Consider the following 24,263-nt stretch of genomic DNA (forward strand, 5'->3'; position numbering starts at 1 on the left):
GTCTGAATGAGCGACCAGCCGGAAAAGGCTGGCCGAAGGAATTACGCGCCTGCAGCCAGCAGCAGGTCTGCTATCTGGTGGTAGCCTTTTTCCCGCGCCAGTTCGAGCGGGGTTTTGCCATATTTATCGGTCATGTGCGGGTTTGCGCCGTTATCCAGTAACAGCTTTACAATTTCCTGCTGTTTCGCGCCGCCATCGTTGAGGACAATCGCTTCCAGCAGCGGCGTCCAGCCCACGAAGTTGGTGTGATTGACGTTAATATCGGTTTTCTCCAGCAGCTCGCGCACAATCTCAACGTGCCCTTTCTCGCTGGCAGGCGTAATGCCGACGCCACCAAAGCGGGTCAGGCGATCAAGATCCGGATTGGCGGGTAAGACTATTCGCAGCAGGGTTAAATCATTTGTCAGGCAGCTAATCAGGAAGGGGTTAAAACAGGTCTGATCCTGTTGATCAATATCTGCTCCGGCAGCAATTAAAAATGCTACGCAGTCATAATGTTTTTTCAGGCTGGCAATAATAACGGCCGTTCTTTTCTGGCGCTGAGTGGCATTAATATCGACACCTTTTTCAAGGCAGGCTTTTAGCCCGTCAATATTGCCCTGCTCTGCCGCCAGCAAAAATTCAGTAACGAGTTCGTTCGCAGACATATTCAGACTCCCCATGATGTATTGCTCATGACCTGAGAATAGCAACAGCCTGGTGAGAAAAGAATCCGCTTAAAAATCATTCATCGACAGTCAATTCATTATTGAGTTAAATTCAACAATTCAGCCAAAATGTGCGGCCGTGCAATCTTTTACTTATGTTTTAGCGCTTTTATTCGCCTCAGACAGCATTCTGCTTATGCCTGATGAAGCCTGACATGACGCGGCTCGACGCGAATAATCAGAACTGTGACCGCCGTCATATGCGTTGTAACAGCGCTGTTAAAATATGTTCAAAACTGATGGCTAACAGGAGCCGTAATATGAATTCCATCTTTACTGAAGAGAACCTGCTGGCCTTCACCACGGCGGCACGCTTTGGCAGCTTCAGCAAAGCCGCCACCGAGCTTGGCGTAACCACCTCTGCCATCAGTTACACCATCAAGCGAATGGAGACCGGGCTGGATGTGGTGCTGTTTGTACGCAATACGCGCAGCATTGAGCTGACCGAGTCGGGGTTTTACTTTTACCGTAAAGCGACCGACCTGCTGAATGATTTTCATGCCATTAAGCGCGGGATAGACACCATTTCGCAGGGCATTGAGGCGCGGGTCCGCATCTGCATCAATCAGCTTTTGTACACCCCACGCCATACGGCGCGGCTGCTGCAGGTGCTGAAAAAACAGTTTCCTACCTGCCAGATCACCGTCACGACCGAGGTCTACAACGGCGTCTGGGACTCCATTATCAACAACCAGGCCAATATCGCGATTGGCGCACCGGACACGCTGCTCGACGGCGGCGGCATTGATTACACCGAGATCGGTGCCATCCGTTGGGTATTCGCCATCGCGCCGGAACACCCGCTGGCCTTCGTGCCGGAGCCGATAGCCGAAAGCCAGCTGCGTCTGTACCCCAACATCATGGTGGAAGACACGGCGCACACCATAAACAAGAAGGTCGGCTGGCTGCTGCACGGCCAGGAGGCGATTCTGGTGCCCGACTTCAACACCAAATGCCAGTGTCAGATCCTTGGGGACGGGATTGGTTTTTTACCGGAGTATATGGCCCGCGAGGCGGTGGAGGACGGGCTGCTGGTCACGCGGCGAATCAATAATCCGCGTCAGGATTCACGCATGCTGCTTGCCACGCAGCATGCGGCGACCGGCCAGGTCACGCGCTGGATCAAACAGCAGTTTGGTCCACAGGGCGTGCTGACCGGGATATACAGCGATCTACTGTGGCGCGCTTAGTTTTTGCTTTGCACCCAAAACGCGTGAATAAGACCAGGGATGTAGCCCAGTAAGGTCAGAACGATGTTAATGATAAACGCCCAGCCAAACCCTTTGCCGAGCAGTACGCCCAGCGGTGGCAGGATAATAGTAAAGACAATACGCCAAAAACCCATAACGACTCCGTGCAAGCTAACCAATTGAAAATAAAAAAGAGAACATTCTCTAAGCGTAGCCAGTTTAACGGCCTGCGCCATCTCTTTATCGCCCTTTTACCCTCTTTTACGCTTTTGACACTGGCTTAATCCTCCCCATTAGTTTAGAGTTTACTTAATTAAGTAAAGACTAAACTAATATGACTGAACTCGAACAACTTCAGGCCAGCGCCGGACAGGCCGCAGCCCTGTTAAAAGCGATGAGCAATCCGCGTCGGTTGCTGATCCTCTGCATGCTGTGCGGTACACCGGGTACCAGCGCGGGCGATCTGGCGCGGGCGACGGGGCTTAGCCCATCCGCCACGTCACAACATCTGGCGCGTATGCGTGAAGAGGGGCTTATCGACAGCACCCGTGAAGCGCAGCGCATTCTGTATTTCATTAAAAACGATGCGGTGCATCAGCTGATCAGCACCCTGAAAAGCCTCTATTGCCCGTAAGGAGCCACCATGTCACTACCGCTCATTTCACCCCAGCAGGCCAATGCGCTCGTTGCTGAAGGTGCAAAACTGATCGATATTCGCGATCCCGACGAATATGCCCGCGAGCATATTCCCGCCGCCCGGTCCGTGCCGCTGGACACCTTACCCGGCGGGCTTGAGACGCACGCGGGCGAAACGGTGATTTTTCACTGCCAGTCTGGCGCCCGGACATCCTCGAACGCAGCCCGCCTTGCTCAGGCTGCCGCGCCTGCTCAGGCGTTTATCGTTGAAGGCGGAATTCAGGGGTGGAAGCAGGCTGGGTTGATCACGCAGGAAGACACATCACAGCCGCTGCCGTTGATGCGCCAGGTACAAATTGCCGCCGGGCTGCTCACCCTGTGCGGGGTCGTGCTGGGCTTTACGCTCTCCAGCGGCTTTTTCCTGCTGAGCGGCTTTGTGGGTGCCGGGCTGCTGTTTGCCGGGCTGACCGGATTTTGCGGAATGGCGAGACTGCTGAAAGTGATGCCCTGGAACCGGCGTACCTCGTAAGCAGTAATCGGTGAAATACGCTGTACCCGGCATCAGACGTGGGCTAAGGTGAAGATCATTGAAACGATGAGGAGGTAGTATGTTTTCTGTCGGTGATTATGTGCAACCGCGTAAAGGCGGCCCAAAACTGAAAGTACTCGAAGTGAACGGCGATAGCGTTGTGGCGGTTCAGGCCAGCAATGAGCAAGGCGAGAAATTTACCCTGAAGGCCGCAGACCTGGCCCAGTATACCGAAGAGGGTGATTTCGGCGTCTGCTAAACAGGCAACCGGGCGGTGTCTTCCGCCCGGCTCATGGATTAAATCAGAAAATCATCCAGTGATTTACCGTTTGCCAGTGCATTGGCAATAGGCTTTGGCGTACGCCCCTGACCGGTCCATGTTTTCTCTTCACCGTTGAGATCAATAAAGCGATATTTCGCTTCACGCGGTTTACGTTTTTTCGCTGGCTTACCGGCCTGCGCCATATCTGAACCGAGGAGATCGGACGGTGAAATACCATCAGCTTTCATCAGTTCCAGCAGGGCATTAATTTTTTCCTGCTGCTCAGCGCGTTGTTGCTCTAATTCCGCCAGCTCACTCCGTTTCTCTTCAGCAACGACCCTGACTTTTTCCAGCATTTCTTCAAGAACGTCCAGGGATAATTCACGCGCCATCGCACGCAGAGTTCGGATATTATTAAGATTCTGTAACGTCAAAGACATATATTTGAAAACCTTTTCTTTAGGGTAAATCGAAAAATCGACAAGAGAATAATTCATTTCGCCTGGAATATCTACCCGCGGGCACGTCTTGCTAAAAATGTAAATGTTTTAAAATATCGCGTTTAATAATATCGGCGGATAACTGTCGATACCGCAGGATTCAATCTTTATCTCAGTATAAACGGTTAGATTTAATCCAAATCAAAGCATGCCGCACTGTCGTCGTTCGGGCAGAACGTTCGCTTCGACACGCTCAAGATCAATAGATTGATTTACATACAAAAACTGACGGCAGGGACAGATTATAACGAACCGAATAAAAAACACGCAATTTTAGAGAATTTTGTGGACAAAACGCGACTAAATAAAAATTAATAACTAGTTGTTAGTTCAAAGGCAGAGATATACGCTATACATGCCTGACAAACCAACCTAAAGCACTAACCGCTGAGGGAAAATCGTTTCTATTGTGTTCTTCTCAAGGAGTTCAGACATGTTCTCACCGCAATCTCGCCTGCGCCATGCGGTAGCGGATACCTTCGCGATGGTGGTTTACTGTTCCGTCGTGAACATGCTGATCGAAATTTTCCTCTCCGGAATGTCCTTTGAGCAGTCACTTTCTTCTCGTCTGGTGGCAATTCCGGTCAACATTATTATTGCGTGGCCTTACGGATTATACCGCGATGCGGTCATGCGCTTTGCGCGTCGTATTAGCCCGTCAGGGTGGGTGAAAAACCTCGCCGACGTTCTGGCATACGTGACGTTCCAGTCACCCGTTTACGTGGCTATTCTGCTGACAGTGAGCGCAGACTGGCATCAAATCGTCGCTGCGGTCAGTTCAAATATCGTGATTTCAATGTTGATGGGTGCGGTGTATGGCTATTTTCTCGACTACTGTCGCCGCCTGTTTAAGGTCAGCCAGTACAGCCAGGCCAAAGCATGATGTGAGGCGACTGGCGAATGCCAGTCGCAGATTTACTGTACGTCGCCAAACAGTCCCTTCAAAAACCGCTCCAGCGCCATACGCGAACTGAAGCCATGCGGAATACCATAATGTTCATGCGTTTCACCACCTAAATACAGTGGGAATTGCTGATAATGATCGCAGGTTTTAATATCCGAGGCAGGCTCAGCAAATGACAAACTTCTGTCTTTCAGCGTCGGGTGAATAATGAGAGCAGTACGTCCCATTCTTGCTTCACGATTAACGTAAACATAATTCTCGCCACGGCGATATCCATACGCTTTTGATGTCACCTCATCCATGGTGAATCCCTCTTTTTCAAGAACGCGCGCCACCTCATCAGGTCGTAAATACATATCTTTTCCTCGTTATCTTTTCCTGCCCGGCAACCTTACAGTATTCAGCATTAGCAGGGCTTTCAGAATATTCCATAAACTGCCAGATAACGCGTGACGCGCTTCAGATATTAAATTTCTGGACTAAACTAAACGGGAACGCAAAATTACGGAGGATCGTATGTTTAACAGACCGAACCGAAACGATATTAACGACGACACGCAGGATATTCGTAACGATGTCAGCCAATTAGCGGACTCGCTGGAAGAAGTGCTGAAATCCTGGGGTTCCGGTGCGAAGGACGAAGCGGATGCCGCAAAACGTAAGGCTCAGTCTTTGCTACGTGAAACCCGCGCCCGCATGAATGGGCGTTCGCGCACCACGCAGGCTGCCTGCGATGCCATCAGCTGCGCCAATACCTTCGTTCGCGAAAAACCCCTCTGTACGCTTGGTACGGTAGCCGCGGTGGGTATCTTCGTGGGAGCGCTGCTTAGCCTGCGCAAATAGTCGTCTCAGCCTGTCCGTATCCGCCCCGGTCGCGTCAGCCCCCGGGGCTTTTCTTTGCCTGCGCGTCTGAAAAAGCCGTACAGCCCGCCCTGCCCCGCTGTGCTCATCATCGGGGCCATATCAATCTGAAATTCCCATATCTTGTATGGTTGAATATTACGACAACTACATCTAGTATTCCCTTTAGCAAGATACACACAACCTGACGCGATGATTCGCGCCGCTCTCTCATTTTAAATGGAAATACGAATCATGAGCATTATTATTTACACTCGTAACGATTGTGTTCAGTGCCACGCGACAAAACGTGCAATGGAAAGCCGTGGAGTGGCCTTTGAGATGGTGAACATTGACCTGCAGCCCGAAGCTGCCGATACCCTGCGGGCGCAAGGTTTTCGCCAGCTGCCGGTCGTCGTCGCCGGGGAGACCAGCTGGTCCGGCTTTCGCCCCGACATGATTAACCGCCTCGCCGCCCAGGCCGCCAGGGCATGAGTGGGCTGGTCTACTTCTCCAGCAGCTCGGAAAACACGCTCCGCTTTATTGAGCGCGTCGGGCTGCCTGCGATACGTATCCCGCTTAATGAGCGGGAACGGATCCGGGTAGACGAACCCTACATTCTGGTGGTCCCGAGCTATGGTGGAGGTGGCACCGCGGGGGCCGTGCCTCGCCAGGTGATCCGCTTTCTCAACGATCCCCACAACCGACAGCTTATTCGCGGCGTTATCGCGGCGGGCAATCGCAATTTCGGCGATGCCTTTGGCCGTGCCGGGGATGTCATTTCTCAAAAATGCGGCGTGCCGTATCTCTATCGTTTTGAACTGATGGGGACACAGCAGGACGTAGAGAACGTGCGTAAAGGAGTGAACGAATTTTGGCAACGACAACCGCAGAACGTGTAATTCAGGCGACACCGGATTACCACGCATTAAACGCAATGCTGAACCTCTATGACCGTGAGGGGCACATTCAGTTTGGCAAAGATCATGAGGCGGTGGAGGCATTTATCGCCACCCACGTCCGCCCCAACAGCATGACCTTTGCAAGCCAGAATGAACGTCTCGATTATCTGGTCAAGGAAGGCTATTACGAAGAGCGCGTTCTGGCCCGGTACGATCGTGCCTTTGTGGAGACGCTGTTCGGGCAGGCCCATAGCCGCGGTTTTCGTTTCCAGACGTTTCTTGGCGCATGGAAGTTTTACACCAGCTATACCCTGAAAACGTTCGACGGCAAACGCTATCTTGAAAGCTTCGAGGACCGCGTGGTGATGGTTGCCCTGACGCTCGCGCAGGGCGATGAAACGCTGGCAGAACGCCTGATGGATGAGATGCTCTCCGGCCGTTTCCAGCCCGCCACACCGACCTTTCTCAATTGCGGAAAAGCCCAGCGCGGCGAGCTGGTCTCCTGCTTCCTGCTGCGCATCGAAGACAATATGGAGTCGATTGGTCGCGCGGTGAATTCGGCGCTGCAGCTCTCTAAACGCGGCGGCGGTGTGGCGTTTCTGCTGTCGAACCTGCGTGAAGCCGGTGCGCCAATTAAGCGCATCGAAAACCAGTCCTCCGGCGTGATTCCGGTCATGAAAATGCTGGAAGATGCTTTCTCGTATGCCAACCAGCTGGGGGCGCGTCAGGGCGCGGGGGCGGTCTATCTGCACGCGCACCATCCGGATATCCTGCGCTTCCTGGATACCAAACGTGAAAACGCCGATGAAAAAATCCGCATTAAGACCCTGTCGCTTGGGGTGGTGATTCCGGATATCACCTTTGCGCTCGCCAAAGAAAATGCCGAGATGGCGCTCTTCTCGCCATACGACATTGAGCGTATTTACGGGAAAGCGTTTGGTGATGTGGCGATAAGCGCCCTGTATCACGATCTGGTGGCCGACGATAGCATTCGTAAGAAGTACATTAATGCCCGCGATTTCTTCCAGACGCTGGCCGAAATTCAGTTTGAGTCCGGCTATCCGTACATCATGTATGAAGATACGGTCAACCGTGCTAACCCGATTGCCGGGCGAATCAATATGAGCAACCTCTGCTCCGAGATATTGCAGGTGAACAGCGCATCCACGTATGACGAAAACCTGGACTACGCCGACATCGGCAAAGACATCTCCTGTAACCTCGGGTCGCTGAATATTGCCCACACCATGGACTCCCCCGATTTTGGCCGCACGGTGGAGACCGCTATTCGCGGGCTGACCGCGGTGTCAGACATGAGCCACATCCGCAGCGTGCCGTCCATTGAAGCCGGTAATGCCGCCTCGCACGCCATCGGCCTTGGGCAGATGAACCTCCACGGCTATCTGGCGCGGGAAGGGATCGCCTACGGTAGCCCGGAAGGACTGGATTTCACCAACCTCTATTTTTACACCATTACCTGGCATGCGCTGCATACCTCAATGATGCTGGCGCGCGAGCGTAACCAGCGCTTTGCGGGCTTTGAACAGTCGCGTTACGCCAGCGGTGAGTACTTCAGGCCATATCTGGAAGGAGACTGGCAGCCGAAAACCGACAAAGTGCGCCAGCTGTTTGCCGATGCCGGTGTTCTCATGCCTACCCGCGAGATGTGGCAGCAGCTGCGGGACGATGTGATGCGTTACGGCATCTATAACCAGAATCTGCAGGCCGTACCGCCAACCGGGTCAATCTCTTACATTAACCACGCCACGTCGAGTATCCACCCGATTGTGTCGAAGATTGAGATCCGCAAGGAAGGTAAGACCGGGCGCGTTTACTACCCTGCCCCGTTTATGACCAACGACAATCTGGCCCTGTATCAGGACGCGTATGAGATTGGTCCTGAGAAAATTATTGATACCTACGCCGAGGCGACAAAACACGTGGATCAGGGGCTGTCGCTGACGCTCTTCTTCCCGGACACCGCCACCACGCGCGACATCAACCGGGCGCAGATTTACGCCTGGAAGAGAGGGATCAAAACCCTCTACTACATTCGCCTGCGCCAGCGTGCGCTGGAAGGTACCGAAATTGAAGGCTGCGTGTCCTGCGCGCTGTAAGGAGAAAGGAGAAAGGATGAAACTGTCACGCGTGAGTGCCGTTAACTGGAATAAAATTCAGGATGATAAAGACCTGGAGGTATGGAACCGCCTGACCAGCAACTTCTGGCTGCCGGAAAAAGTCCCGCTTTCAAACGATATTCCGGCCTGGCAAACCCTCAGCCACGCCGAACAGCAGCTGACGATCCGTGTGTTCACCGGTCTGACGCTGCTGGACACCATCCAAAATACCGTCGGTGCCCCTGCGCTGATGGCCGACGCGCTGACGCCTCACGAAGAGGCGGTGATGTCGAACATCAGCTTTATGGAGGCGGTCCATGCCCGCTCCTACAGCTCGATTTTTTCGACGCTGTGCCAGACCAAAGATGTGGACGCGGCATACACCTGGAGCGAAGAAAGCGAGTCATTGCAGCGAAAGGCCAGCCTGGTGCTGGAGTATTATCAGGCCGACGAACCGCTGAAGAAGAAAATTGCCAGCGTGTTTCTGGAATCCTTCCTGTTCTATTCGGGCTTCTGGTTACCGATGTACTGGTCGAGCCGCGGCAAACTGACCAACACCGCCGATTTAATTCGCCTCATCATTCGTGATGAAGCCGTACATGGGTACTACATCGGCTATAAATATCAGAAAGGGCTGGAGAACGTCAGCGAAGAAAAGCGCGAAGCGTTAAAAGGTTTTGCCCTCGATTTGCTGATGGATTTGTACGAGAACGAACTGAGTTATACCGAAGAATTGTACGCCGGTACCGGTTGGGAGGAGGAGGTAAAAGCGTTTCTTTGCTACAACGCCAATAAAGCGCTGATGAATCTCGGCTACGAAGCGCTTTTCCCACCGGAAATGGCCGACGTGAACCCGGCGATCCTGGCGGCACTGTCACCCAACGCCGATGAAAACCACGATTTCTTCTCCGGGTCTGGTTCGTCGTATGTGATGGGCAAAGCGGTGGAGACCGAAGATGAGGACTGGGATTTTTAATGAGCGGATTAACGTTCATTAATTTAATATAAATCTAACAATTTCCTCCCTAATATTTTACGGGCAACTACACTGTAATTCCCCGTTCATATTCGCCTGAATCACTCCGATTCAGGCGAAATTTCGCTGTGCAAAAGCAAAAAATTCAGAAAAATTCAAACCACGCTCAGCCCTTTACTCATGGGAAATTCAGCCGTTTCGCTTACGGCAAAATTCCTGCCATAAGCAAACCCAGGGTTGTCTCAGATTCTCAGTATGTTAGGGTAATGCCAGTTAACTATTTACCATGGTAATGATATCGACATAAACAAATAACAGGACACTCTCTATTGCATGGCAATTAAATTAGAAGTGAAAAATCTTTATAAAGTATTTGGCGAGCATCCTCAGCGCGCATTCAAATATATTGAGAAAGGCCTTTCAAAAGAGCAAATTCTGGAAAAAACCGGGCTGTCGCTTGGCGTTAAAGACGCCAGTCTGGCCATTGAAGAAGGCGAGATTTTTGTCATCATGGGATTATCCGGTTCGGGTAAATCCACTATGGTTCGCCTTCTCAATCGCCTGATTGAACCCACCCGTGGACAGGTACTGATTGATGGCGTTGATATCGCCAGAATATCAGAGGCTGAACTTCGCGAGGTGCGCAGAAAGAAGATTGCAATGGTGTTCCAGTCATTCGCGCTGATGCCGCATATGACAGTGCTGGATAATGCCGCCTTTGGCATGGAATTAGCGGGCGTTACCGCTAATGAACGTCAGGAAAAAGCGCTGGATGCATTACGTCAGGTGGGCCTCGAGAATTATGCGCATGCCTACCCGGATGAGCTTTCCGGCGGGATGCGCCAGCGTGTCGGATTAGCCCGCGCATTAGCCATTAACCCAGACATTTTATTAATGGATGAAGCCTTCTCGGCACTCGATCCATTAATTCGCACCGAGATGCAGGATGAGCTGGTAAAATTACAGGCTAAACATCAACGTACCATTGTTTTTATTTCCCACGATCTTGATGAAGCCATGCGTATTGGTGACCGTATTGCCATTATGCAAAATGGTGAAGTGGTGCAGGTCGGCACGCCGGATGAAATTCTGAATAATCCGGCCAATGATTATGTGCGCACCTTCTTCCGCGGCGTGGATATTAGTCAGGTCTTTAGTGCGAAAGATATCGCCCGTCGTTCACCGAACGGTCTTATCCGCAAAACACCGGGCTTTGGTCCGCGCTCTGCACTGAAACTGTTGCAGGATGAAGATCGGGAATACGGTTATCTGATCGAACGCGGTAATAAATTTGTTGGCATTGTTTCCATCGACTCCCTGAAAACCGCGCTCAGCGAAAATCAGGGCATTGATGCGGCGGTTATCGACTCCCCGCTTGCCGTGGACGCCGAAACGCCGCTCAGCGAGCTGCTCTCTCACGTTGGTCAGGCCCCGTGTGCCGTACCGGTAGTCAGTGAGGAACAACAGTACGTCGGCATCATCTCAAAACGCATGTTGCTGCAGGCTTTAGATCGCGAGGGGACAAACAATGGCTGATCAATCTAACCCGTGGGGAACCACCGAGGCGGCGGACAGCGCTGCTCAATCTGCCGATGCGTGGGGATCTTCCACGCCTGCGCCAACCGATGGCGGCGCGGCGGACTGGCTCAACAGTGCACCGGCCCCTGCGCCAGAGCACTTCAATATTATGGATCCGTTTCATAAAACGCTGATCCCGCTGGATAGCTGGGTCACGGAGGGGATCGACTGGGTAGTGACTCACTTCCGTCCGGTCTTCCAGGGGATCCGCGTACCGGTGGATTACATCCTGAACGGTTTCCAGCAGCTGATGCTCGGCATGCCCGCGCCGGTCGCTATTGTGCTCTTCTCCCTGATTGCCTGGCAGTTTGGCAGCGCCGGCATGGGTGTCGCCACGCTGATCTCACTGATTGCCATCGGCGCGATTGGCGCCTGGTCACAGGCAATGATCACCTTAGCGCTGGTGCTCACCGCCCTGCTCTTCTGCGTCGCTATCGGCCTGCCGATGGGGATCTGGCTGGCGCGCAGTCCGCGGGCGGCGAAGATTATTCGTCCGCTGCTGGATGCGATGCAGACCACCCCCGCGTTTGTCTACCTGGTGCCGATCGTGATGCTGTTTGGTATCGGCAACGTGCCGGGCGTCGTGGTGACCATTATCTTCGCCCTGCCGCCGGTCATTCGTCTGACGATACTCGGGATTAACCAGGTACCGGCCGATCTTATCGAGGCGTCGCGTTCATTTGGTGCCAGCCCGCGCCAGATGCTGTTTAAAGTTCAGCTTCCGCTGGCGATGCCAACCATCATGGCGGGTGTCAACCAGACGCTGATGCTGGCCCTCTCCATGGTAGTAATTGCCTCAATGATCGCCGTCGGCGGGCTGGGTCAGATGGTGCTGCGCGGCATTGGTCGTCTTGATATGGGACTGGCCACCGTGGGCGGCGTCGGCATTGTGATCCTCGCCATTATCCTTGACCGCCTGACGCAGGCTGTCGGTCGTGATTCACGCAGTCGCGGCAACCGTCGCTGGTATAGCACCGGCCCTGTCGGGTTAATCACCCGCCCATTCAGAAAATAAGGAACAACGATGCGACATCGCGTACTTTTTGCCACAGCGTTTGCCACCCTTGTCTCCACCAGCACGTTTGCAGCAGACCTGCCGGGCAAAGGCATTACCGTGCAACCGGTGCAAAGCACCATTTCAGAAGAGACCTTCCAGACGCTGTTAGTCAGCCGCGCGCTGGAAAAACTGGGCTATACGGTCAACACCCCAAGTGAAGTGGATTACAACGTGGGCTACACCTCGATTGCCTCCGGTGATGCCACCTTTACCGCCGTCAACTGGCAGCCGCTGCACGACGACATGTATGCCGCCGCCGGCGGGGATAAGAAATTCTACCGCGAAGGCACCTTCGTGACCGGCGCAGCGCAGGGGTATCTGATCGACAAGAAAACAGCCGACCAGTACCACATCACCAATATCGAGCAGCTGAAGGATCCGAAGATTGCCAAACTGTTCGACACCAACGGTGACGGCAAAGCTGACATGATGGGCTGCTCGCCGGGCTGGGGCTGTGAGGCGGTGATTAATCACCAGAACAAAGCCTTTGACCTGGCGAAAACGGTCGACGTCAGCCACGGTAACTACTCGGCGATGATGGCCGACACCATTGCCCGCTTCAAAGAGGGTAAACCGGTTATCTATTACACCTGGACACCGTACTGGGTGAGCGACGTGCTGAAGCCGGGGAAAGACGTGGTGTGGCTGCAGGTACCCTTCTCTTCCCTGCCGGGCGAGCAGAAAGATATCGACACCAAACTGCCAAACGGCATGAACTATGGCTTCCCGGTCAACACGATGCATATCGTTGCTAACAAAGCCTGGGCTGAGAAAAACCCGGCGGCAGCGAAGCTGTTCTCGGTGATGAAACTGCCTCTGGCGGACATCAACGCCCAGAACGCAATGATGCACGCGGGGAAATCGTCCGAAGCTGACATCAAAGGCCACGTGGATGGCTGGATCAAAGCCCACCAGCAGCAGTTTGATGGCTGGGTAAAAGAAGCGATGAACGCGCAGAAGTCATAAGAGCCCTTCAGACCTGCCCTCTCCCCACGGGAGAGGGTTAACTCCCCTAAACCGCACAATCCAGCACGTAACAATCCCACCACATTCACAATCATTCGCTATTATGGTTCACGGAAAAATAATCACTTAACTCACGATTCCTGAACCTGATGACTAAAACAACTCAAGGGCTTAGCCCGGCACTCATCCTTTTAATGTCCGTGGCAACGGGTCTGGCCGTCGCCAGTAACTACTACGCGCAGCCACTGCTCGATACCATCGCCCGCGCATTTAACCTTTCTGCCAGCTCAGCTGGCTTTATTGTCACCGCCGCGCAGCTTGGCTATGCCGCCGGGCTGCTTTTCCTCGTGCCGCTGGGCGATATGTTTGAGCGTCGGATGCTGATTGTCTCCATGACCCTGCTGGCCGCAGGCGGGATGCTGATCACCGCCAGCAGCCACTCGTTAACGATGATGATTATCGGCACCGCGTTAACGGGTCTGTTCTCCGTCGTGGCGCAGATTCTGGTTCCGCTCGCCGCCACTCTCGCCTCACCAGAAAAGCGCGGCAAGGTGGTGGGAACAATCATGAGCGGCCTGCTGCTGGGGATTTTGCTGGCGCGGACCGTCGCCGGGCTGCTGGCGAGTCTTGGTGGCTGGCGTACCGTGTATTGGGTGGCGAGCGTACTGATGGCCGTGATGGCGCTTGCTCTGTGGCGCGGGCTGCCAAAGGTGAAGCAGGAAAATCACCTTAATTATCCGCAGCTTCTCGCCTCCGTTTTCAGCCTCTTCACACACGATAAACTGCTGCGTACGCGTGCGTTGCTGGGCTGTTTGACCTTCGCCAACTTCAGCATCTTATGGACCTCAATGGCGTTTCTGCTGGCCGCACCGCCGTTCAATTATTCCGAAGCGGTGATTGGTCTGTTTGGTCTGGCGGGCGCTGCGGGAGCCCTGGGCGCGCGTCCGGCGGGCGGACTGGCGGATAAAGGCAAATCCCATCTGACGACCTCTGCCGGGCTGGTTCTGCTCCTGCTCTCCTGGGCGGCCATCTGGTATGGCCATACCTCTGTGCTGGCGCTGATCGTCGGTATTCTGGTACTCGACCTCACCGTGCAAGGCGTGCATATCACTAACCAGACCGTCATCTACCGCGTGAAGCCAGAGGCGCGTAACCGCCTCACGGCCGGATACATGACCAGCTATTTTATTGGCGGCGCAGCGGGTTCGTTGATTTCAGCCTCGGCGTGGCAGCATGCCGGTTGGTCAGGCGTGTGCGGGATAGGGGCAATCGTCGCCGCACTGAATCTGCTAGTATGGTGGCGTGGGTACCATCGCCAGGACGTAATTAACTAAGTTTTACATTGCTTTGGGCCTCTTAGGGTGTAAAGGGGCCCTGCAGTCTGTTAATGTAAACGTAATCATTTATCCCAGAAATTTTAATGTGGGTGACATATTTTCTACCGGCATGAATAGTTCAGACCCCCGTCCTCACATCCTCTCTTCCGCGGGTTCACTCCCAACGCTCTCTGTGCTCACCGGGTCACGGACTTACCCGGCGCTTTCTGATGGTGACATAAGTTTGGCGGATATAACCGCACAAATAATTCATTTACATTATTTGTCACTATCGTTACTATATCGGCTGTAATTAATGAGGTTATGCCCAAATGGATAGTTCGTTTACGCCCATTGAACAAATGCTTAAATTCCGCGCCAGTCGTCATGAGGACTTCCCGTATCAGGAGATCCTGCTGACCCGCCTGTGCATGCACATGCAGGGTAAGCTACTGGAAAATCGTAATAAGATGCTGAAAGCTCAAGGGATTAACGAGACGTTGTTTATGGCGTTAATTACGCTGGAGTCTCAGGAAAATCACAGCATTCAGCCGTCAGAGCTGAGCTGCGCGCTGGGTTCATCCCGTACTAATGCCACCCGTATTGCCGATGAACTGGAAAAACGCGGCTGGATTGAACGCCGTGAAAGCGATAACGATCGCCGCTGCCTGCATCTGCAGCTGACCGACAAAGGTCACCAATTCCTGCGTGAGGTGCTGCCACCTCAGCATAATTGCCTGCATCAACTGTGGTCTGCCCTCAGCACCACCGAGCGCGACCAGCTTGAGCACATTACTCGCAAGCTGCTGACCCGTCTGGACCAGATGGATGAAGACGGCGCTGTTCTAGAGGCGCTGCGCTAACGCGACAACACGCTCAACAATCCCAGACTCATAAGAAAACCGACAGGCCAGCACGTCACACTGCTGGCCTTTCTGACAACAGCTCGGCTCAGCCGATGTGAAAATAAGAAGATCGTGGAGAACAACAATGAGCGCAAATGCGGAGAGCACTACCCCGCAGCAACCGGTCAATAAAAAGGGCAAACGCAAAAGCGCCCTTATTGTACTGACATTGCTCTTTATTATTATTGCCGTGGCATATGGGATCTATTGGTTTTTAGTATTGCGTCATGCTGAAGAGACAGACGATGCATACGTGGCAGGGAACCAGGTACAAATTATGGCGCAGGTATCGGGCAGCGTGACGAAAGTCTGGGCTGATAACACCGATTTTGTGCAAAAAGGGGATGTATTGGTCACGCTCGATCCGACCGACGCCCAACAGGCTTTTGAAAAAGCCCAGACCGCGCTGGCCTCCAGCGTCCGTCAGACCCGCCAGCTGATGATCAACAGCAAGCAGCTGCAGGCCAACATCGACGTGCAGAAAACCGCACTGGCGCAGGCGCAGAGCGACCTGAACCGTCGCGTTCCCCTCGGCACTGCCAACCTGATTGGCCGTGAAGAGCTGCAGCACGCGCGTGATGCCGTTGCCAGCGCACAGGCGCAGCTGGACGTGGCGATTCAACAGTACAACGCCAACCAGGCGATGGTGCTGGGCACCAGCCTGGAAAACCAGCCTGCCGTGCAACAGGCTGCCACCGAAGTGCGCAACGCGTGGCTTGCCCTGCAGCGTACTAAAATTGTCAGCCCGATGACCGGCTACGTCTCTCGTCGTTCCGTCCAGCCTGGCGCCCAAATTAGCCCAACCACGCCGCTGATGGCGGTCGTTCCGGCGGACAACCTGTGGGTTGATGCGAACTTTAAAGAGACGCAGCTTGCCCATATGCGTATCGGCCAGACCGCGACGGTGATCAGCGATATTTACGGTGATGACGTGAAGTACACCGGGAAAGTGGTCGGCCTGGATATGGGGACCGGCAGTGCCTTCTCCCTGTTGCCAGCGCAAAACGCCACCGGGAACTGGATCAAAGTGGTTCAGCGCTTGCCCGTACGTATCGAACTGGATGCAAAACAGCTGGCGGACCATCCGCTGCGTATTGGCCTCTCTACGCTGGTAACGGTTGATACCGCCAACCGCGATGGTCAGATCCTGGCAAGTCAGGTGCGCAGCACCCCGGCTTATGAAAGTAACGCCCGTGAAATTAGCCTCGATCCGGTCAATAAACTGATCGATGACATCGTGAAGGCAAACGCCGGTTAATCCGAAGGTGAGCGTTATGCAACAGCAAAAGCCGCAAAAACCGCTGGAGGGGGCGCAACTGGTTATCATGACCATTGCGCTGTCGCTGGCGACATTCATGCAGGTGCTGGACTCTACCATCGCAAACGTGGCGATCCCAACCATCGCCGGTAACCTTGGCTCGTCACTGAGCCAGGGGACCTGGGTCATTACCTCGTTTGGGGTGGCAAACGCCATCTCCATCCCTATCACCGGCTGGCTGGCGAAGCGCGTCGGTGAAGTAAAGCTGTTCCTGTGGTCAACGGTATTGTTCGTGCTCGCCTCCTGGGCGTGCGGCATGTCCAACAGCCTGACGATGCTGATCATCTTCCGCGTCATTCAGGGGATTGTGGCCGGGCCGCTGATTCCGCTGTCGCAGAGTTTGCTGCTGAACAACTATCCGCCCGCTAAGCGCTCTATCGCGCTGGCGCTGTGGTCAATGACGGTGATTGTCGCACCGATTTGCGGGCCTATCCTCGGCGGCTATATCAGCGACAACTACCACTGGGGCTGGATCTTCTTCATCAACGTGCCAATTGGTGCGCTGGTGGTGATGCTGACCCTGCAAACGCTGCGCGGTCGCGAAACCCGAACAGAGCAGCGGCGAATTGACGCCATTGGTCTGGCGCTGCTGGTGGTCGGGATCGGTAGCCTGCAGGTGATGCTCGATCAGGGTAAAGAGCTGGACTGGTTTAACTCGACAGAGATTATCATCCTGACCGTTGTGGCGGTGATATCGCTGAGCTTCCTGATCGTCTGGGAGCTGACGGACGATAACCCAATCGTCGATCTCTCGCTGTTTAAGTCGCGAAACTTCACCATCGGCTGCCTGTGTATCAGCCTGGCCTACATGCTCTACTTCGGCGCAATCGTTCTGCTGCCGCAGCTGTTGCAGGAGGTATATGGCTACACCGCAACCTGGGCAGGTTTGGCTTCTGCGCCAGTGGGGTTAATTCCGGTCCTGCTGTCGCCGATTATCGGCCGCTTCGCTCACAAGCTCGACATGCGCAGGCTGGTGACCTTCAGCTTTATTATGTACGCGGTGTGCTTCTACTGGCGCGCGTATACGTTCGAGCCGGGCATGGACTTTGGCGCGTCCGCGTGGCCGCAGTTCATTCAGGGCTTCGCCGTGGCGTGCTTCTTTATGCCGCTGACGACCATTACGCTTTCCGGCTTGCCGCCTGAGCGCATGGCGGCGGCATCAAGCCTGTCGAACTTTACGCGTACGCTGGCAGGCTCCATCGGGACGTCGATCACCACGACCCTTTGGACCAACCGCGAGTCGATGCACCATGCGCAATTGACCGAAGCGGTGAACCCGTTCAACCCTAACTCGCAGCAGATGTACAGTCAGCTTCAGGGAATGGGAATGACGGAGCAGCAGGCGTCCGGCTGGATCGCCCAGCAGATCACCAACCAGGGCCTGATTATCTCGGCAAACGAGATATTCTGGATATCGGCGGGGATCTTTATCATCCTGCTGGGACTGGTATGGTTTGCCCGACCACCGTTTGGCGCCGGAGGCGGTGGCGGCGGTGCGCACTAACGTGCGGTGTCCAGATCGCGACAGCGATTGTCAGTAACGATAAAGCAGCGCTCCTGAAATCGATTCACGATAGTGAAAAGACAACAGGAGCGCACCATGCTGAAAACACCTTCCGACAAATACCAACCTCAACCTGCTATTTCCCTGCCCGATCGCCGCTGGCCTGAGCAACGCCTCACGCAGGCGCCGCGCTGGCTTTCCACCGATTTACGCGACGGTAATCAGGCCCTTGCCGAGCCGATGGACAGCAACCGCAAACTGCAGTTCTGGGCGTTGTTACTGCGTTGCGGATTCAAAGAAATCGAAGTCGCTTTCCCCTCTGCCTCGCAGACGGATTTCAATTTTGTGCGTCAGTTGATCGACGAAAACCGCATTCCGGATGACGTCACCATTCAGGTATTAACCCAGGCGCGTGAAGACCTTATCCTGCGCACCTTTGCGTCGCTGCGCGGGGCGAAGCAGGCCACGGTACACCTGTATAACGCCACCGCCCCGCTGTTCCGCCGCCTGGTGTTCGGCATGGAGAAAGCGCAAATCGTTGAGCTGGCGACCCGTTCCACGCGTCTTATCCGCACGCTGTGCGAAGAGAATCCCGCCACCCGCTGGCAATACGAATACTCTCCGGAAACTTTCTGCTTTACCGAGCCGGACTTTGCGCTGGCGATTTGCGAAGCCGTGGCAGACATCTGGCAGCCGTGCGCCGAACGCCCGATGGTGATCAACTTACCGGCCACCGTTGAGGTCAGTACACCGAATGTCTATGCCGATCAGATTGAGTATTTCTGCCGTCATTTCAGCCGCCGCAGCGATGTCTGCATCAGCGTCCATCCGCATAACGACCGCGGCACCGGTGTCGCCAGCGCGGAGCTGGCCCTGATGGCCGGTGCAGACCGTGTCGAAGGGTGTCTGTTTGGTAACGGAGAACGAACCGGTAACGTCTGCCTGGTCACGCTGGCAATGAACCTCTACAGCCAGGGGATTAGCCCGAATCTGGACTTTAGCGACATGAATCACGTGGTGGAGGTGGTAGAAACCTGCAATCAGCTGCCGGTGCATCCGCGCCATCCGTGGGCAGGACGGCTGGCGTATACCGCATTTTCAGGTTCGCATCAGGATGCCATCAAGAAAGGCTTTGATGCCCGCAAGCCTGACGAACGCTGGGAGATGCCCTATCTGCCGGTTGACCCACAGGATATTGGTTGCACCTACGAAGCGGTGATCCGGGTTAACAGCCAGTCAGGAAAAAGCGGCAGCGCGTGGCTTATTGAACAAAACCATGGTCTGAAATTACCCCGCGCCCTGCAGCAGGACTTTAGCCAGCACGTACAGCAGGAAACCGACCAGCACGGTAAAGAGATGACGCAGCATGCGCTGTGGCAACTGTTCCGCACCCGTTATGGGCTGGTAGAGACGCCGGGCTTTGCCCTGCACGCTTACCGTAGCGACAGCCAGCAGGACGGGCAGTTACATCTGACGGCAAGCGTCACGACGCAGGGCGGGATGCGCCAGCTGGAGGGGCAAGGCAACGGGCTGTTATCCGCGGCGGCCAATGGTATAAGCCGCTGGGTCACGACCCCGTTTGTGATTAAGGACTATCACGAACATACGCTTGGGGAGCGCAGCGACAGCCGCTCGGTGGCGTATATCCGCTGTCTGTTTCAGGATGGTAGCAGCCGCTGGGGCGTGGGCATTGACAGCGACGTGGCCCGCGCGTCTCTTCAGGCCCTGTTCAATGCTGTCAGCTAGCTGTCTTTGAAATAATCGCTGGGTGATATCCCCATCACCCGGCGAAACATCGCCGTAAAGGCACTGTGGCTGCCGTAGCCCAGATCCAGCGCCACTCGTAGCACTGGCTGACCTTGTCCCAGGCGCAGCAGCGCTTCCAGCAGGCGCGCCCTTCTTAGCCACTCACCGTAGCTTAACCCCGTCTGCTGCTTGAAATGGCGGTTCATCGTGCGTTCACTCATACCAAGCGTGTTTGCGGCCTGCATGCTGCCCCAACTTTCCCCCGGCAACAGCCGGATCTGCTGGCAAAGGGTACGCAACGGCTCGCTTTCCGGCTCAGGCAGGTGAAACGGCAGCACCCGCAACGTGCGGATTTCATCCAGAATGAGCTCATATACGCGCTCATCACGACTGCCTGGCGAGTAGGACGCCTCAAGCGTCAGCGAGGTGAGGATAAGTTCGCGTAACAGACCGGAGATCTGGACTATCTGACAGGTTGCCGGAAGATCGGCTCGCGCCAGGGGATCGATAAACAGCGTACGCGCCGCAACGTTGCCGGTAATACGCAAAGAGTGCGGAGTGCCCGCGGGTAGCCAGACGCCGCGTCCGGGCGGCACCACCCAACAACCTGATGCGGTATCGACTCTCACCACCCCACTCAGGGTATGCAGCAATTGCGCGCAGTCATGCTGATGCCACGGCTCGCTGTCGCCATGAAGGTAATCATGGGCATAAGGAACAAGTGGGCGATGGGTAAAGGAGAAGGTTGAGGTTGTGGTCATGAGGTTAAACGCCCCTCACCCTACCCTCTCCCTGAGGGAGAGGGAAAAGGTGCACTAGATGTGCAGTTCCTGCAGTTTTTCTTTTGGCAGCGCCAGCTCTTCGTTGCTGTTTACGCGAACGTCACGCTCGATGATATGACGCGCGATCTCCTGGGCTTCTTCCAGAGAGTGCATCTGGTAAGTTCCGCACTGATATACGTTCAGCTCAGGGATCTGGTTCTGCTCTTTCACCTTCAGCACATCTTCCATTGCCGCTTTCCAGGCATCCGCGACGCGTTTCTCTTCAGGCTGGCCAATCAGGCTCATGTAGAAACCGGTACGGCAACCCATCGGAGAGATATCGATGATCTCAACGCCATTACCGTTCAGGTGGTCGCGCATAAACCCGGCAAACAGGTGCTCCAGGGTGTGAATGCCTTTCTCTGGCATCACTTCTTTGTTAGGCACGCAGAAACGCAGATCGAATACGGTGATCGTGTCGCCGTGCGGGGTGTGCATGGTCTTCGCCACACGTACTGCAGGTGCTTCCATACGGGTATGGTCGACAGTAAAGCTATCTAATAACGGCATACGTCACCTCCGATAGTGATTTTTTTTAAAATAAACTGAACTCTTCTACAAAATGCACGTCTGAGTATATGAAAGACGCGCATTTGTTATCATCATCCCTGAATTCAGAGATGTATATTTTGGCCACAGCGATGTGGCCTTTTTCTTTTCTGTTAAGCCTGTTTCGCCAGAAACGCCTCAAACGACTCCGTATCCGCCGCTTCAACCTCTTTCTGACGCACGACAGACGCGTCTCGTTCCGCCACAAAATCGGCTTCACTCAGAATCTCTAACGGCTCCTGCTTCAGCATCTCGCGGTATTCCGCAGAGAGCGAACGCCCGGTGCCGCCAATACCCTGATCAATCATAGAACGCAGAATACGCGCTGAGAACGTCAGTTCCGGGTTATCAAACGATTCAACCAGCTGGTCGCAGACGTTTTGATAGGCTTCCCCACCGTCAATGCTGTCCATGGTCCGGGCAACACGCTTCAGGTCACGGAACAGATCCTTACCCACTTTCGTCAGCGGGAACTGCGCTGTTTCGCAGCCAATACCCAGCGTCAGACCCGGCTTGCGCCCTTCCAGAATCACGCGGTTCCAGTTGGTACGGGTACAGAGTAGTTCCTCTGAACTCATTTCCGGCGCATCCGCCAGTACGCACCAGACCATAAACAGATCCAGGAAGCGAACCTGCTGCTCATCAACGCCGATGGGTGAGAACGGGTTGATATCCAGCGAGCGCACTTCTATGTATTCAATCCCGCCGCGCTGCAGTGCATCCGACGGGGTTTCACCGCTGCGCGTAACGCGCTTCGGACGAATAGGCGCGTACAGTTCATTTTCAATCTGCAGCACGTTGCTGTTGATCTGCAGGCGCTTACCGTCTTTTTCGAGGCCGATTTTCTCGTACTCTTCCGACGGCGTTTTGATCGCCCGCTTCAATCCTGCCACATATTCGTGCAATTCGTTAAACGTAATACCGAGATTGCTTTGCGACTTATTGGTATAACCCAGATCGCTAAGACGCAGGGAGGTGGCGTACGGGAGATAGTACATTCCACACTCTGTCTTCTCGAACGGCAGCGTGGTCGGTTTCCCCTGCAGGAATGACGAGCATATCGCAGGCGATGCCCCAAACAGATACGGAATGACCCAGCCAAAACGATAGTAGTTGCGGATCAGGCGGAAATAACCCGCGGAGATCGCGTCTTTATCCGTTTCGCCGCACTTCGCCTGCCAGAACGCCATGGGTAAAGAGAAATTGTAATGCACGCCAGAAATGGTCTGCATCAACGCACCGTAGCGGTTTTTCAGCCCCTCACGATAGAGCGTTTTCAGCTGACCGATATTTGACGTGCCGTATTGCGCCAGTTCAATCTCCTGGCCTTGTTCGATATAGCACGGCATGCTGAGCGGCCACATACGCTCATCACCCAGATTGCGGGCAGTGTAGCGATGGATGTCGCGCAGAATCGTTAGCATATGATCAATATCACCATCCACTGGCGTGATGAATTCCAGCAGCGCTTCAGCGAAATCGGTTGTGATCCATTTATGTGTCAGCGCCGAGCCTAACGCCTTCGGGTGACCCGTTGTCGCTAAGCTACCGTCCGCGTTAACGCGCAGCGTTTCACGCTCAAGACCACGCTGAATACCCTTCAGTGCCTGAGGGTGATTTTCCAGCCAGGCCAGCGCCTGAGATACGTCCGGGATCAAATTGACCTCCCGCCTGTCAAAGTATTGTTACTCAGCATAATTGTAATGGTTGACGATTGAAGGTCGCGTATTCATTCCACCAATTAGTGCCACCACGTCATACCCTGTAGTGTTGCCCATGCCACGAGAACATAGCGCAACGCCTTGCCAAGGCACAAAAAAAAGAGCACTGGCCCCCAGGAGATGCGCATCCATCCCGCCAGCAGGCACAGTAAATCACCTATTACAGGCATCCAGCTTAATAACAGCGTGGCAGCGCCATAGCGTTTTAGCCAGCCGACTGCCTTTTCCTGCCAGCGCGATTTTTCACGCAGCGGAAAGAAACGCCCAAGAATAACGTTAGTCAGCCCTCCAAAGCTATTACCCATTGTTGCTATTAACACGAGCAACCAGGGCTGACTTACGCCGGACAACAGCATCGCTACCAGCACCACTTCCGAATTTCCCGGCAAGAGCGTGGCGCTTAAAAAACTGCTGGCGAATAATGATAAAAGTGACAGCGCGTCACTCACAGTAAGCGGACGTCCACAACATCCATCCCGGCATCGCGCGCGGCCTGAATACCAAAATCAGCATCTTCGAACACAACACATTTCACCGCAGGCACACCCATCAATTCTGCACAACGCAGGAAGGTGTCCGGTGCGGGCTTGTGATTTTGAACATGATCGGCGGCAACCACCGCAGAGAAATAATGGCGCAGGCCAAGATGGGTGAGCAGCGCTTCCGCAATAGCGCTTTCACTGCCCGTGCCAACGGACATAGGACGACGCCCGTGCCATGCTTTTACGACGTCAATTAACGGTAACGGGCGCACGGTATCTAAAAGCATCGCTTTTACCGCATCGGTTTTTTCACGGGCCAGAAGGTGCGGGTCGAGATCGGCATGATTACGTTCAATCACGGCCTGCGCTATACGCCAGGTTGGGGCTCCGTTGAGGGCGATCATCGCCTGAAGATCGAAACGCATACCGTAACGAGCAAGGACATCAGTCCAGGCTTGACGATGCGTGGGTTCGGTATCCAGGAGAGTGCCATCCATATCGAAGATCAAACCGTCATACTGTGCGTACATCGTGCTCTCGCTAAACGATTAACAAAGCATTACTTTATCGTAAACGGTGGTTTTTGTCGCTCAAAGAGAAATGATTGCTGACGGAACGTCGAAGGAATAACCAGGGAGAAAGAGAGTGGTACAGAAAAGAAGATGGTGCATCCGGGAGGATTCGAACCTCCGACCGCTCGGTTCGTAGCCGAGTACTCTATCCAGCTGAGCTACGGA

At 54.4% G+C, this 24,263-nt stretch carries 27 protein-coding genes; 18 read left to right on the forward strand and 9 right to left on the reverse strand.

What is annotated here, in order from left to right; all coding sequences use genetic code 11:
- Positions 1–41: 41 nt before the first annotated feature.
- Positions 42–647 (reverse strand): ankyrin repeat domain-containing protein, encoded by a 606-nt coding sequence (locus ACMVME_RS21720; protein ID WP_020883872.1) that lies wholly within the window; start codon positions 645–647, stop codon positions 42–44.
- 320 nt (positions 648–967) lie between these two features.
- Here ACMVME_RS21720 and ACMVME_RS21725 point away from each other — a divergent pair, with 320 nt between their 5' ends.
- On the forward strand, positions 968–1,897 hold the full coding sequence (locus ACMVME_RS21725; protein ID WP_020883871.1) for a LysR substrate-binding domain-containing protein: 930 nt from the start codon (positions 968–970) through the stop codon (positions 1,895–1,897).
- Here ACMVME_RS21725 and ACMVME_RS21730 read toward each other — a convergent pair.
- Positions 1,894–2,052, reverse strand: a complete 159-nt coding sequence (locus ACMVME_RS21730) for a YqaE/Pmp3 family membrane protein (protein WP_032678825.1) — start codon at positions 2,050–2,052, stop codon at positions 1,894–1,896. The two genes, ACMVME_RS21725 and ACMVME_RS21730, sit on opposite strands and share 4 nt — an antisense overlap.
- 179 nt (positions 2,053–2,231) lie before the next feature.
- Here ACMVME_RS21730 and ACMVME_RS21735 point away from each other — a divergent pair, with 179 nt between their 5' ends.
- From ACMVME_RS21735 to ACMVME_RS21745, 3 genes are all read left to right on the forward strand, one after another.
- Positions 2,232–2,531 (forward strand): ArsR/SmtB family transcription factor, encoded by a 300-nt coding sequence (locus ACMVME_RS21735; RefSeq protein ID WP_020883869.1) that lies wholly within the window; start codon positions 2,232–2,234, stop codon positions 2,529–2,531.
- A 9-nt stretch (positions 2,532–2,540) separates the two neighbouring features.
- Positions 2,541–3,062 (forward strand): rhodanese family protein, encoded by a 522-nt coding sequence (locus ACMVME_RS21740; RefSeq protein ID WP_014171309.1) that lies wholly within the window; start codon positions 2,541–2,543, stop codon positions 3,060–3,062.
- A gap of 79 nt (positions 3,063–3,141) precedes the next feature.
- Positions 3,142–3,321 carry a hypothetical protein gene (locus ACMVME_RS21745; protein WP_410398341.1) on the forward strand — a complete coding sequence of 60 codons (180 nt, stop codon included), beginning with the start codon at positions 3,142–3,144 and terminating at the stop codon, positions 3,319–3,321.
- Positions 3,322–3,359: 38 nt separating this feature from the next.
- On the opposite strand, the gene stpA is transcribed toward ACMVME_RS21745, so the two are convergent.
- On the reverse strand, positions 3,360–3,764 hold the full coding sequence (gene stpA, locus ACMVME_RS21750) for a DNA-binding protein StpA (RefSeq protein WP_020883867.1): 405 nt from the start codon (positions 3,762–3,764) through the stop codon (positions 3,360–3,362).
- 493 nt (positions 3,765–4,257) lie between these two features.
- Here stpA and alaE point away from each other — a divergent pair, with 493 nt between their 5' ends.
- Positions 4,258–4,707: an L-alanine exporter AlaE gene (alaE, locus tag ACMVME_RS21755; RefSeq protein ID WP_063925516.1), complete on the forward strand. Its 450-nt coding sequence runs from the start codon at positions 4,258–4,260 to the stop codon at positions 4,705–4,707.
- 32 nt (positions 4,708–4,739) lie between these two features.
- Here the strand turns inward: alaE and ACMVME_RS21760 are convergent, their stop codons facing one another.
- Entirely contained in the window at positions 4,740–5,084 is a 345-nt protein-coding gene (locus ACMVME_RS21760; protein WP_006811693.1) for a DUF2002 family protein, read from the reverse strand.
- Between the two features lie 160 nt (positions 5,085–5,244).
- Between ACMVME_RS21760 and ACMVME_RS21765 the strand changes: the two genes are divergently transcribed.
- The 13 genes from ACMVME_RS21765 to leuA all read left to right on the forward strand — a co-directional run bounded on the left by ACMVME_RS21765 (position 5,245) and on the right by leuA (position 19,953).
- Positions 5,245–5,571 carry a DUF883 domain-containing protein gene (locus tag ACMVME_RS21765; protein ID WP_014171314.1) on the forward strand — a complete coding sequence of 109 codons (327 nt, stop codon included), beginning with the start codon at positions 5,245–5,247 and terminating at the stop codon, positions 5,569–5,571.
- Between the two features lie 252 nt (positions 5,572–5,823).
- Positions 5,824–6,063: a glutaredoxin-like protein NrdH gene (gene nrdH / locus ACMVME_RS21770; RefSeq protein ID WP_020883865.1), complete on the forward strand. Its 240-nt coding sequence runs from the start codon at positions 5,824–5,826 to the stop codon at positions 6,061–6,063.
- Positions 6,060–6,470 carry a class Ib ribonucleoside-diphosphate reductase assembly flavoprotein NrdI gene (gene nrdI, locus ACMVME_RS21775; protein WP_040018935.1) on the forward strand — a complete coding sequence of 137 codons (411 nt, stop codon included), beginning with the start codon at positions 6,060–6,062 and terminating at the stop codon, positions 6,468–6,470. The genes nrdH and nrdI overlap by 4 nt, the downstream gene beginning before the upstream one ends.
- The gene (gene nrdE / locus ACMVME_RS21780) at positions 6,443–8,587 is read left to right on the forward strand and encodes a class 1b ribonucleoside-diphosphate reductase subunit alpha (RefSeq protein ID WP_414743498.1); all 2,145 of its coding nucleotides are present in this window, start codon (positions 6,443–6,445) and stop codon (positions 8,585–8,587) included. The genes nrdI and nrdE overlap by 28 nt, the downstream gene beginning before the upstream one ends.
- 16 nt (positions 8,588–8,603) lie before the next feature.
- Positions 8,604–9,563, forward strand: a complete 960-nt coding sequence (gene nrdF / locus ACMVME_RS21785; protein WP_020883863.1) for a class 1b ribonucleoside-diphosphate reductase subunit beta — start codon at positions 8,604–8,606, stop codon at positions 9,561–9,563.
- Between the two features lie 333 nt (positions 9,564–9,896).
- A complete protein-coding gene (gene proV / locus ACMVME_RS21790; protein WP_020883862.1) occupies positions 9,897–11,099 on the forward strand; it encodes a glycine betaine/L-proline ABC transporter ATP-binding protein ProV in 1,203 nt (400 codons plus the stop codon).
- Entirely contained in the window at positions 11,092–12,156 is a 1,065-nt protein-coding gene (gene proW / locus ACMVME_RS21795) for a glycine betaine/L-proline ABC transporter permease ProW (RefSeq protein ID WP_014171320.1), read from the forward strand. The genes proV and proW overlap by 8 nt, the downstream gene beginning before the upstream one ends.
- Positions 12,157–12,165: 9 nt before the next feature.
- Positions 12,166–13,164, forward strand: a complete 999-nt coding sequence (gene proX, locus ACMVME_RS21800; protein ID WP_049023464.1) for a glycine betaine/L-proline ABC transporter substrate-binding protein ProX — start codon at positions 12,166–12,168, stop codon at positions 13,162–13,164.
- A 149-nt stretch (positions 13,165–13,313) separates the two neighbouring features.
- On the forward strand, positions 13,314–14,498 hold the full coding sequence (locus tag ACMVME_RS21805) for an MFS transporter (RefSeq protein ID WP_014171322.1): 1,185 nt from the start codon (positions 13,314–13,316) through the stop codon (positions 14,496–14,498).
- A 314-nt stretch (positions 14,499–14,812) separates the two neighbouring features.
- A complete protein-coding gene (emrR, locus tag ACMVME_RS21810) occupies positions 14,813–15,343 on the forward strand; it encodes a multidrug efflux transporter EmrAB transcriptional repressor EmrR (protein ID WP_014171323.1) in 531 nt (176 codons plus the stop codon).
- Between the two features lie 127 nt (positions 15,344–15,470).
- Positions 15,471–16,643 (forward strand): multidrug efflux MFS transporter periplasmic adaptor subunit EmrA, encoded by a 1,173-nt coding sequence (gene emrA, locus ACMVME_RS21815; RefSeq protein WP_040018933.1) that lies wholly within the window; start codon positions 15,471–15,473, stop codon positions 16,641–16,643.
- A 16-nt stretch (positions 16,644–16,659) separates the two neighbouring features.
- Positions 16,660–18,207, forward strand: coding sequence for a multidrug efflux MFS transporter permease subunit EmrB (gene emrB / locus ACMVME_RS21820; protein WP_020883860.1), 1,548 nt, complete (start codon positions 16,660–16,662; stop codon positions 18,205–18,207).
- 96 nt (positions 18,208–18,303) lie between these two features.
- Entirely contained in the window at positions 18,304–19,953 is a 1,650-nt protein-coding gene (gene leuA / locus ACMVME_RS21825; protein ID WP_214580321.1) for a 2-isopropylmalate synthase, read from the forward strand.
- Here leuA and ACMVME_RS21830 read toward each other — a convergent pair.
- The 5 genes from ACMVME_RS21830 to yqaB form a co-directional block, all read right to left on the reverse strand.
- The gene (locus ACMVME_RS21830) at positions 19,950–20,714 is read right to left on the reverse strand and encodes an AraC family transcriptional regulator (RefSeq protein WP_040018931.1); all 765 of its coding nucleotides are present in this window, start codon (positions 20,712–20,714) and stop codon (positions 19,950–19,952) included. The genes leuA and ACMVME_RS21830 overlap by 4 nt on opposite strands.
- A gap of 54 nt (positions 20,715–20,768) precedes the next feature.
- Positions 20,769–21,284: an S-ribosylhomocysteine lyase gene (luxS, locus tag ACMVME_RS21835; protein ID WP_008499539.1), complete on the reverse strand. Its 516-nt coding sequence runs from the start codon at positions 21,282–21,284 to the stop codon at positions 20,769–20,771.
- Positions 21,285–21,436: 152 nt separating this feature from the next.
- Complete coding sequence (gene gshA, locus ACMVME_RS21840) at positions 21,437–22,981, reverse strand: glutamate--cysteine ligase (protein ID WP_014171329.1); 1,545 nt, start codon at positions 22,979–22,981, stop codon at positions 21,437–21,439.
- An 83-nt stretch (positions 22,982–23,064) separates the two neighbouring features.
- Positions 23,065–23,493, reverse strand: coding sequence for a YqaA family protein (locus ACMVME_RS21845; protein WP_032678833.1), 429 nt, complete (start codon positions 23,491–23,493; stop codon positions 23,065–23,067).
- A complete protein-coding gene (yqaB, locus tag ACMVME_RS21850; RefSeq protein ID WP_014171331.1) occupies positions 23,490–24,056 on the reverse strand; it encodes a fructose-1-phosphate/6-phosphogluconate phosphatase in 567 nt (188 codons plus the stop codon). The genes ACMVME_RS21845 and yqaB overlap by 4 nt, the downstream gene beginning before the upstream one ends.
- Positions 24,057–24,263 lie beyond the last annotated feature (207 nt).

Origin of the sequence: Enterobacter cloacae complex sp. 2024EL-00711 (assembly GCF_047529885.1) — a bacterium.
Lineage (GTDB): Bacteria > Pseudomonadota > Gammaproteobacteria > Enterobacterales > Enterobacteriaceae > Enterobacter > Enterobacter ludwigii.

What these genes read in the sequence shown, in the direction of transcription:
- ACMVME_RS21720 (WP_020883872.1), bottom strand. Translation starts at nt 647, where the DNA reads ATGTCTGCGAACGAACTCGTTACTGAATTTTTGCTGGCGGCAGAGCAG.
- ACMVME_RS21725 (WP_020883871.1), top strand. Translation starts at nt 968, where the DNA reads ATGAATTCCATCTTTACTGAAGAGAACCTGCTGGCCTTCACCACGGCG.
- ACMVME_RS21730 (WP_032678825.1), bottom strand. Translation starts at nt 2,052, where the DNA reads ATGGGTTTTTGGCGTATTGTCTTTACTATTATCCTGCCACCGCTGGGC.
- ACMVME_RS21735 (WP_020883869.1), top strand. Translation starts at nt 2,232, where the DNA reads ATGACTGAACTCGAACAACTTCAGGCCAGCGCCGGACAGGCCGCAGCC.
- ACMVME_RS21740 (WP_014171309.1), top strand. Translation starts at nt 2,541, where the DNA reads ATGTCACTACCGCTCATTTCACCCCAGCAGGCCAATGCGCTCGTTGCT.
- ACMVME_RS21745 (WP_410398341.1), top strand. Translation starts at nt 3,142, where the DNA reads ATGTTTTCTGTCGGTGATTATGTGCAACCGCGTAAAGGCGGCCCAAAA.
- stpA (WP_020883867.1), bottom strand. Translation starts at nt 3,764, where the DNA reads ATGTCTTTGACGTTACAGAATCTTAATAATATCCGAACTCTGCGTGCG.
- alaE (WP_063925516.1), top strand. Translation starts at nt 4,258, where the DNA reads ATGTTCTCACCGCAATCTCGCCTGCGCCATGCGGTAGCGGATACCTTC.
- ACMVME_RS21760 (WP_006811693.1), bottom strand. Translation starts at nt 5,084, where the DNA reads ATGTATTTACGACCTGATGAGGTGGCGCGCGTTCTTGAAAAAGAGGGA.
- ACMVME_RS21765 (WP_014171314.1), top strand. Translation starts at nt 5,245, where the DNA reads ATGTTTAACAGACCGAACCGAAACGATATTAACGACGACACGCAGGAT.
- nrdH (WP_020883865.1), top strand. Translation starts at nt 5,824, where the DNA reads ATGAGCATTATTATTTACACTCGTAACGATTGTGTTCAGTGCCACGCG.
- nrdI (WP_040018935.1), top strand. Translation starts at nt 6,060, where the DNA reads ATGAGTGGGCTGGTCTACTTCTCCAGCAGCTCGGAAAACACGCTCCGC.
- nrdF (WP_020883863.1), top strand. Translation starts at nt 8,604, where the DNA reads ATGAAACTGTCACGCGTGAGTGCCGTTAACTGGAATAAAATTCAGGAT.
- proV (WP_020883862.1), top strand. Translation starts at nt 9,897, where the DNA reads ATGGCAATTAAATTAGAAGTGAAAAATCTTTATAAAGTATTTGGCGAG.
- proW (WP_014171320.1), top strand. Translation starts at nt 11,092, where the DNA reads ATGGCTGATCAATCTAACCCGTGGGGAACCACCGAGGCGGCGGACAGC.
- proX (WP_049023464.1), top strand. Translation starts at nt 12,166, where the DNA reads ATGCGACATCGCGTACTTTTTGCCACAGCGTTTGCCACCCTTGTCTCC.
- ACMVME_RS21805 (WP_014171322.1), top strand. Translation starts at nt 13,314, where the DNA reads ATGACTAAAACAACTCAAGGGCTTAGCCCGGCACTCATCCTTTTAATG.
- emrR (WP_014171323.1), top strand. Translation starts at nt 14,813, where the DNA reads ATGGATAGTTCGTTTACGCCCATTGAACAAATGCTTAAATTCCGCGCC.
- emrA (WP_040018933.1), top strand. Translation starts at nt 15,471, where the DNA reads ATGAGCGCAAATGCGGAGAGCACTACCCCGCAGCAACCGGTCAATAAA.
- emrB (WP_020883860.1), top strand. Translation starts at nt 16,660, where the DNA reads ATGCAACAGCAAAAGCCGCAAAAACCGCTGGAGGGGGCGCAACTGGTT.
- leuA (WP_214580321.1), top strand. Translation starts at nt 18,304, where the DNA reads ATGCTGAAAACACCTTCCGACAAATACCAACCTCAACCTGCTATTTCC.
- ACMVME_RS21830 (WP_040018931.1), bottom strand. Translation starts at nt 20,714, where the DNA reads ATGACCACAACCTCAACCTTCTCCTTTACCCATCGCCCACTTGTTCCT.
- luxS (WP_008499539.1), bottom strand. Translation starts at nt 21,284, where the DNA reads ATGCCGTTATTAGATAGCTTTACTGTCGACCATACCCGTATGGAAGCA.
- yqaB (WP_014171331.1), bottom strand. Translation starts at nt 24,056, where the DNA reads ATGTACGCACAGTATGACGGTTTGATCTTCGATATGGATGGCACTCTC.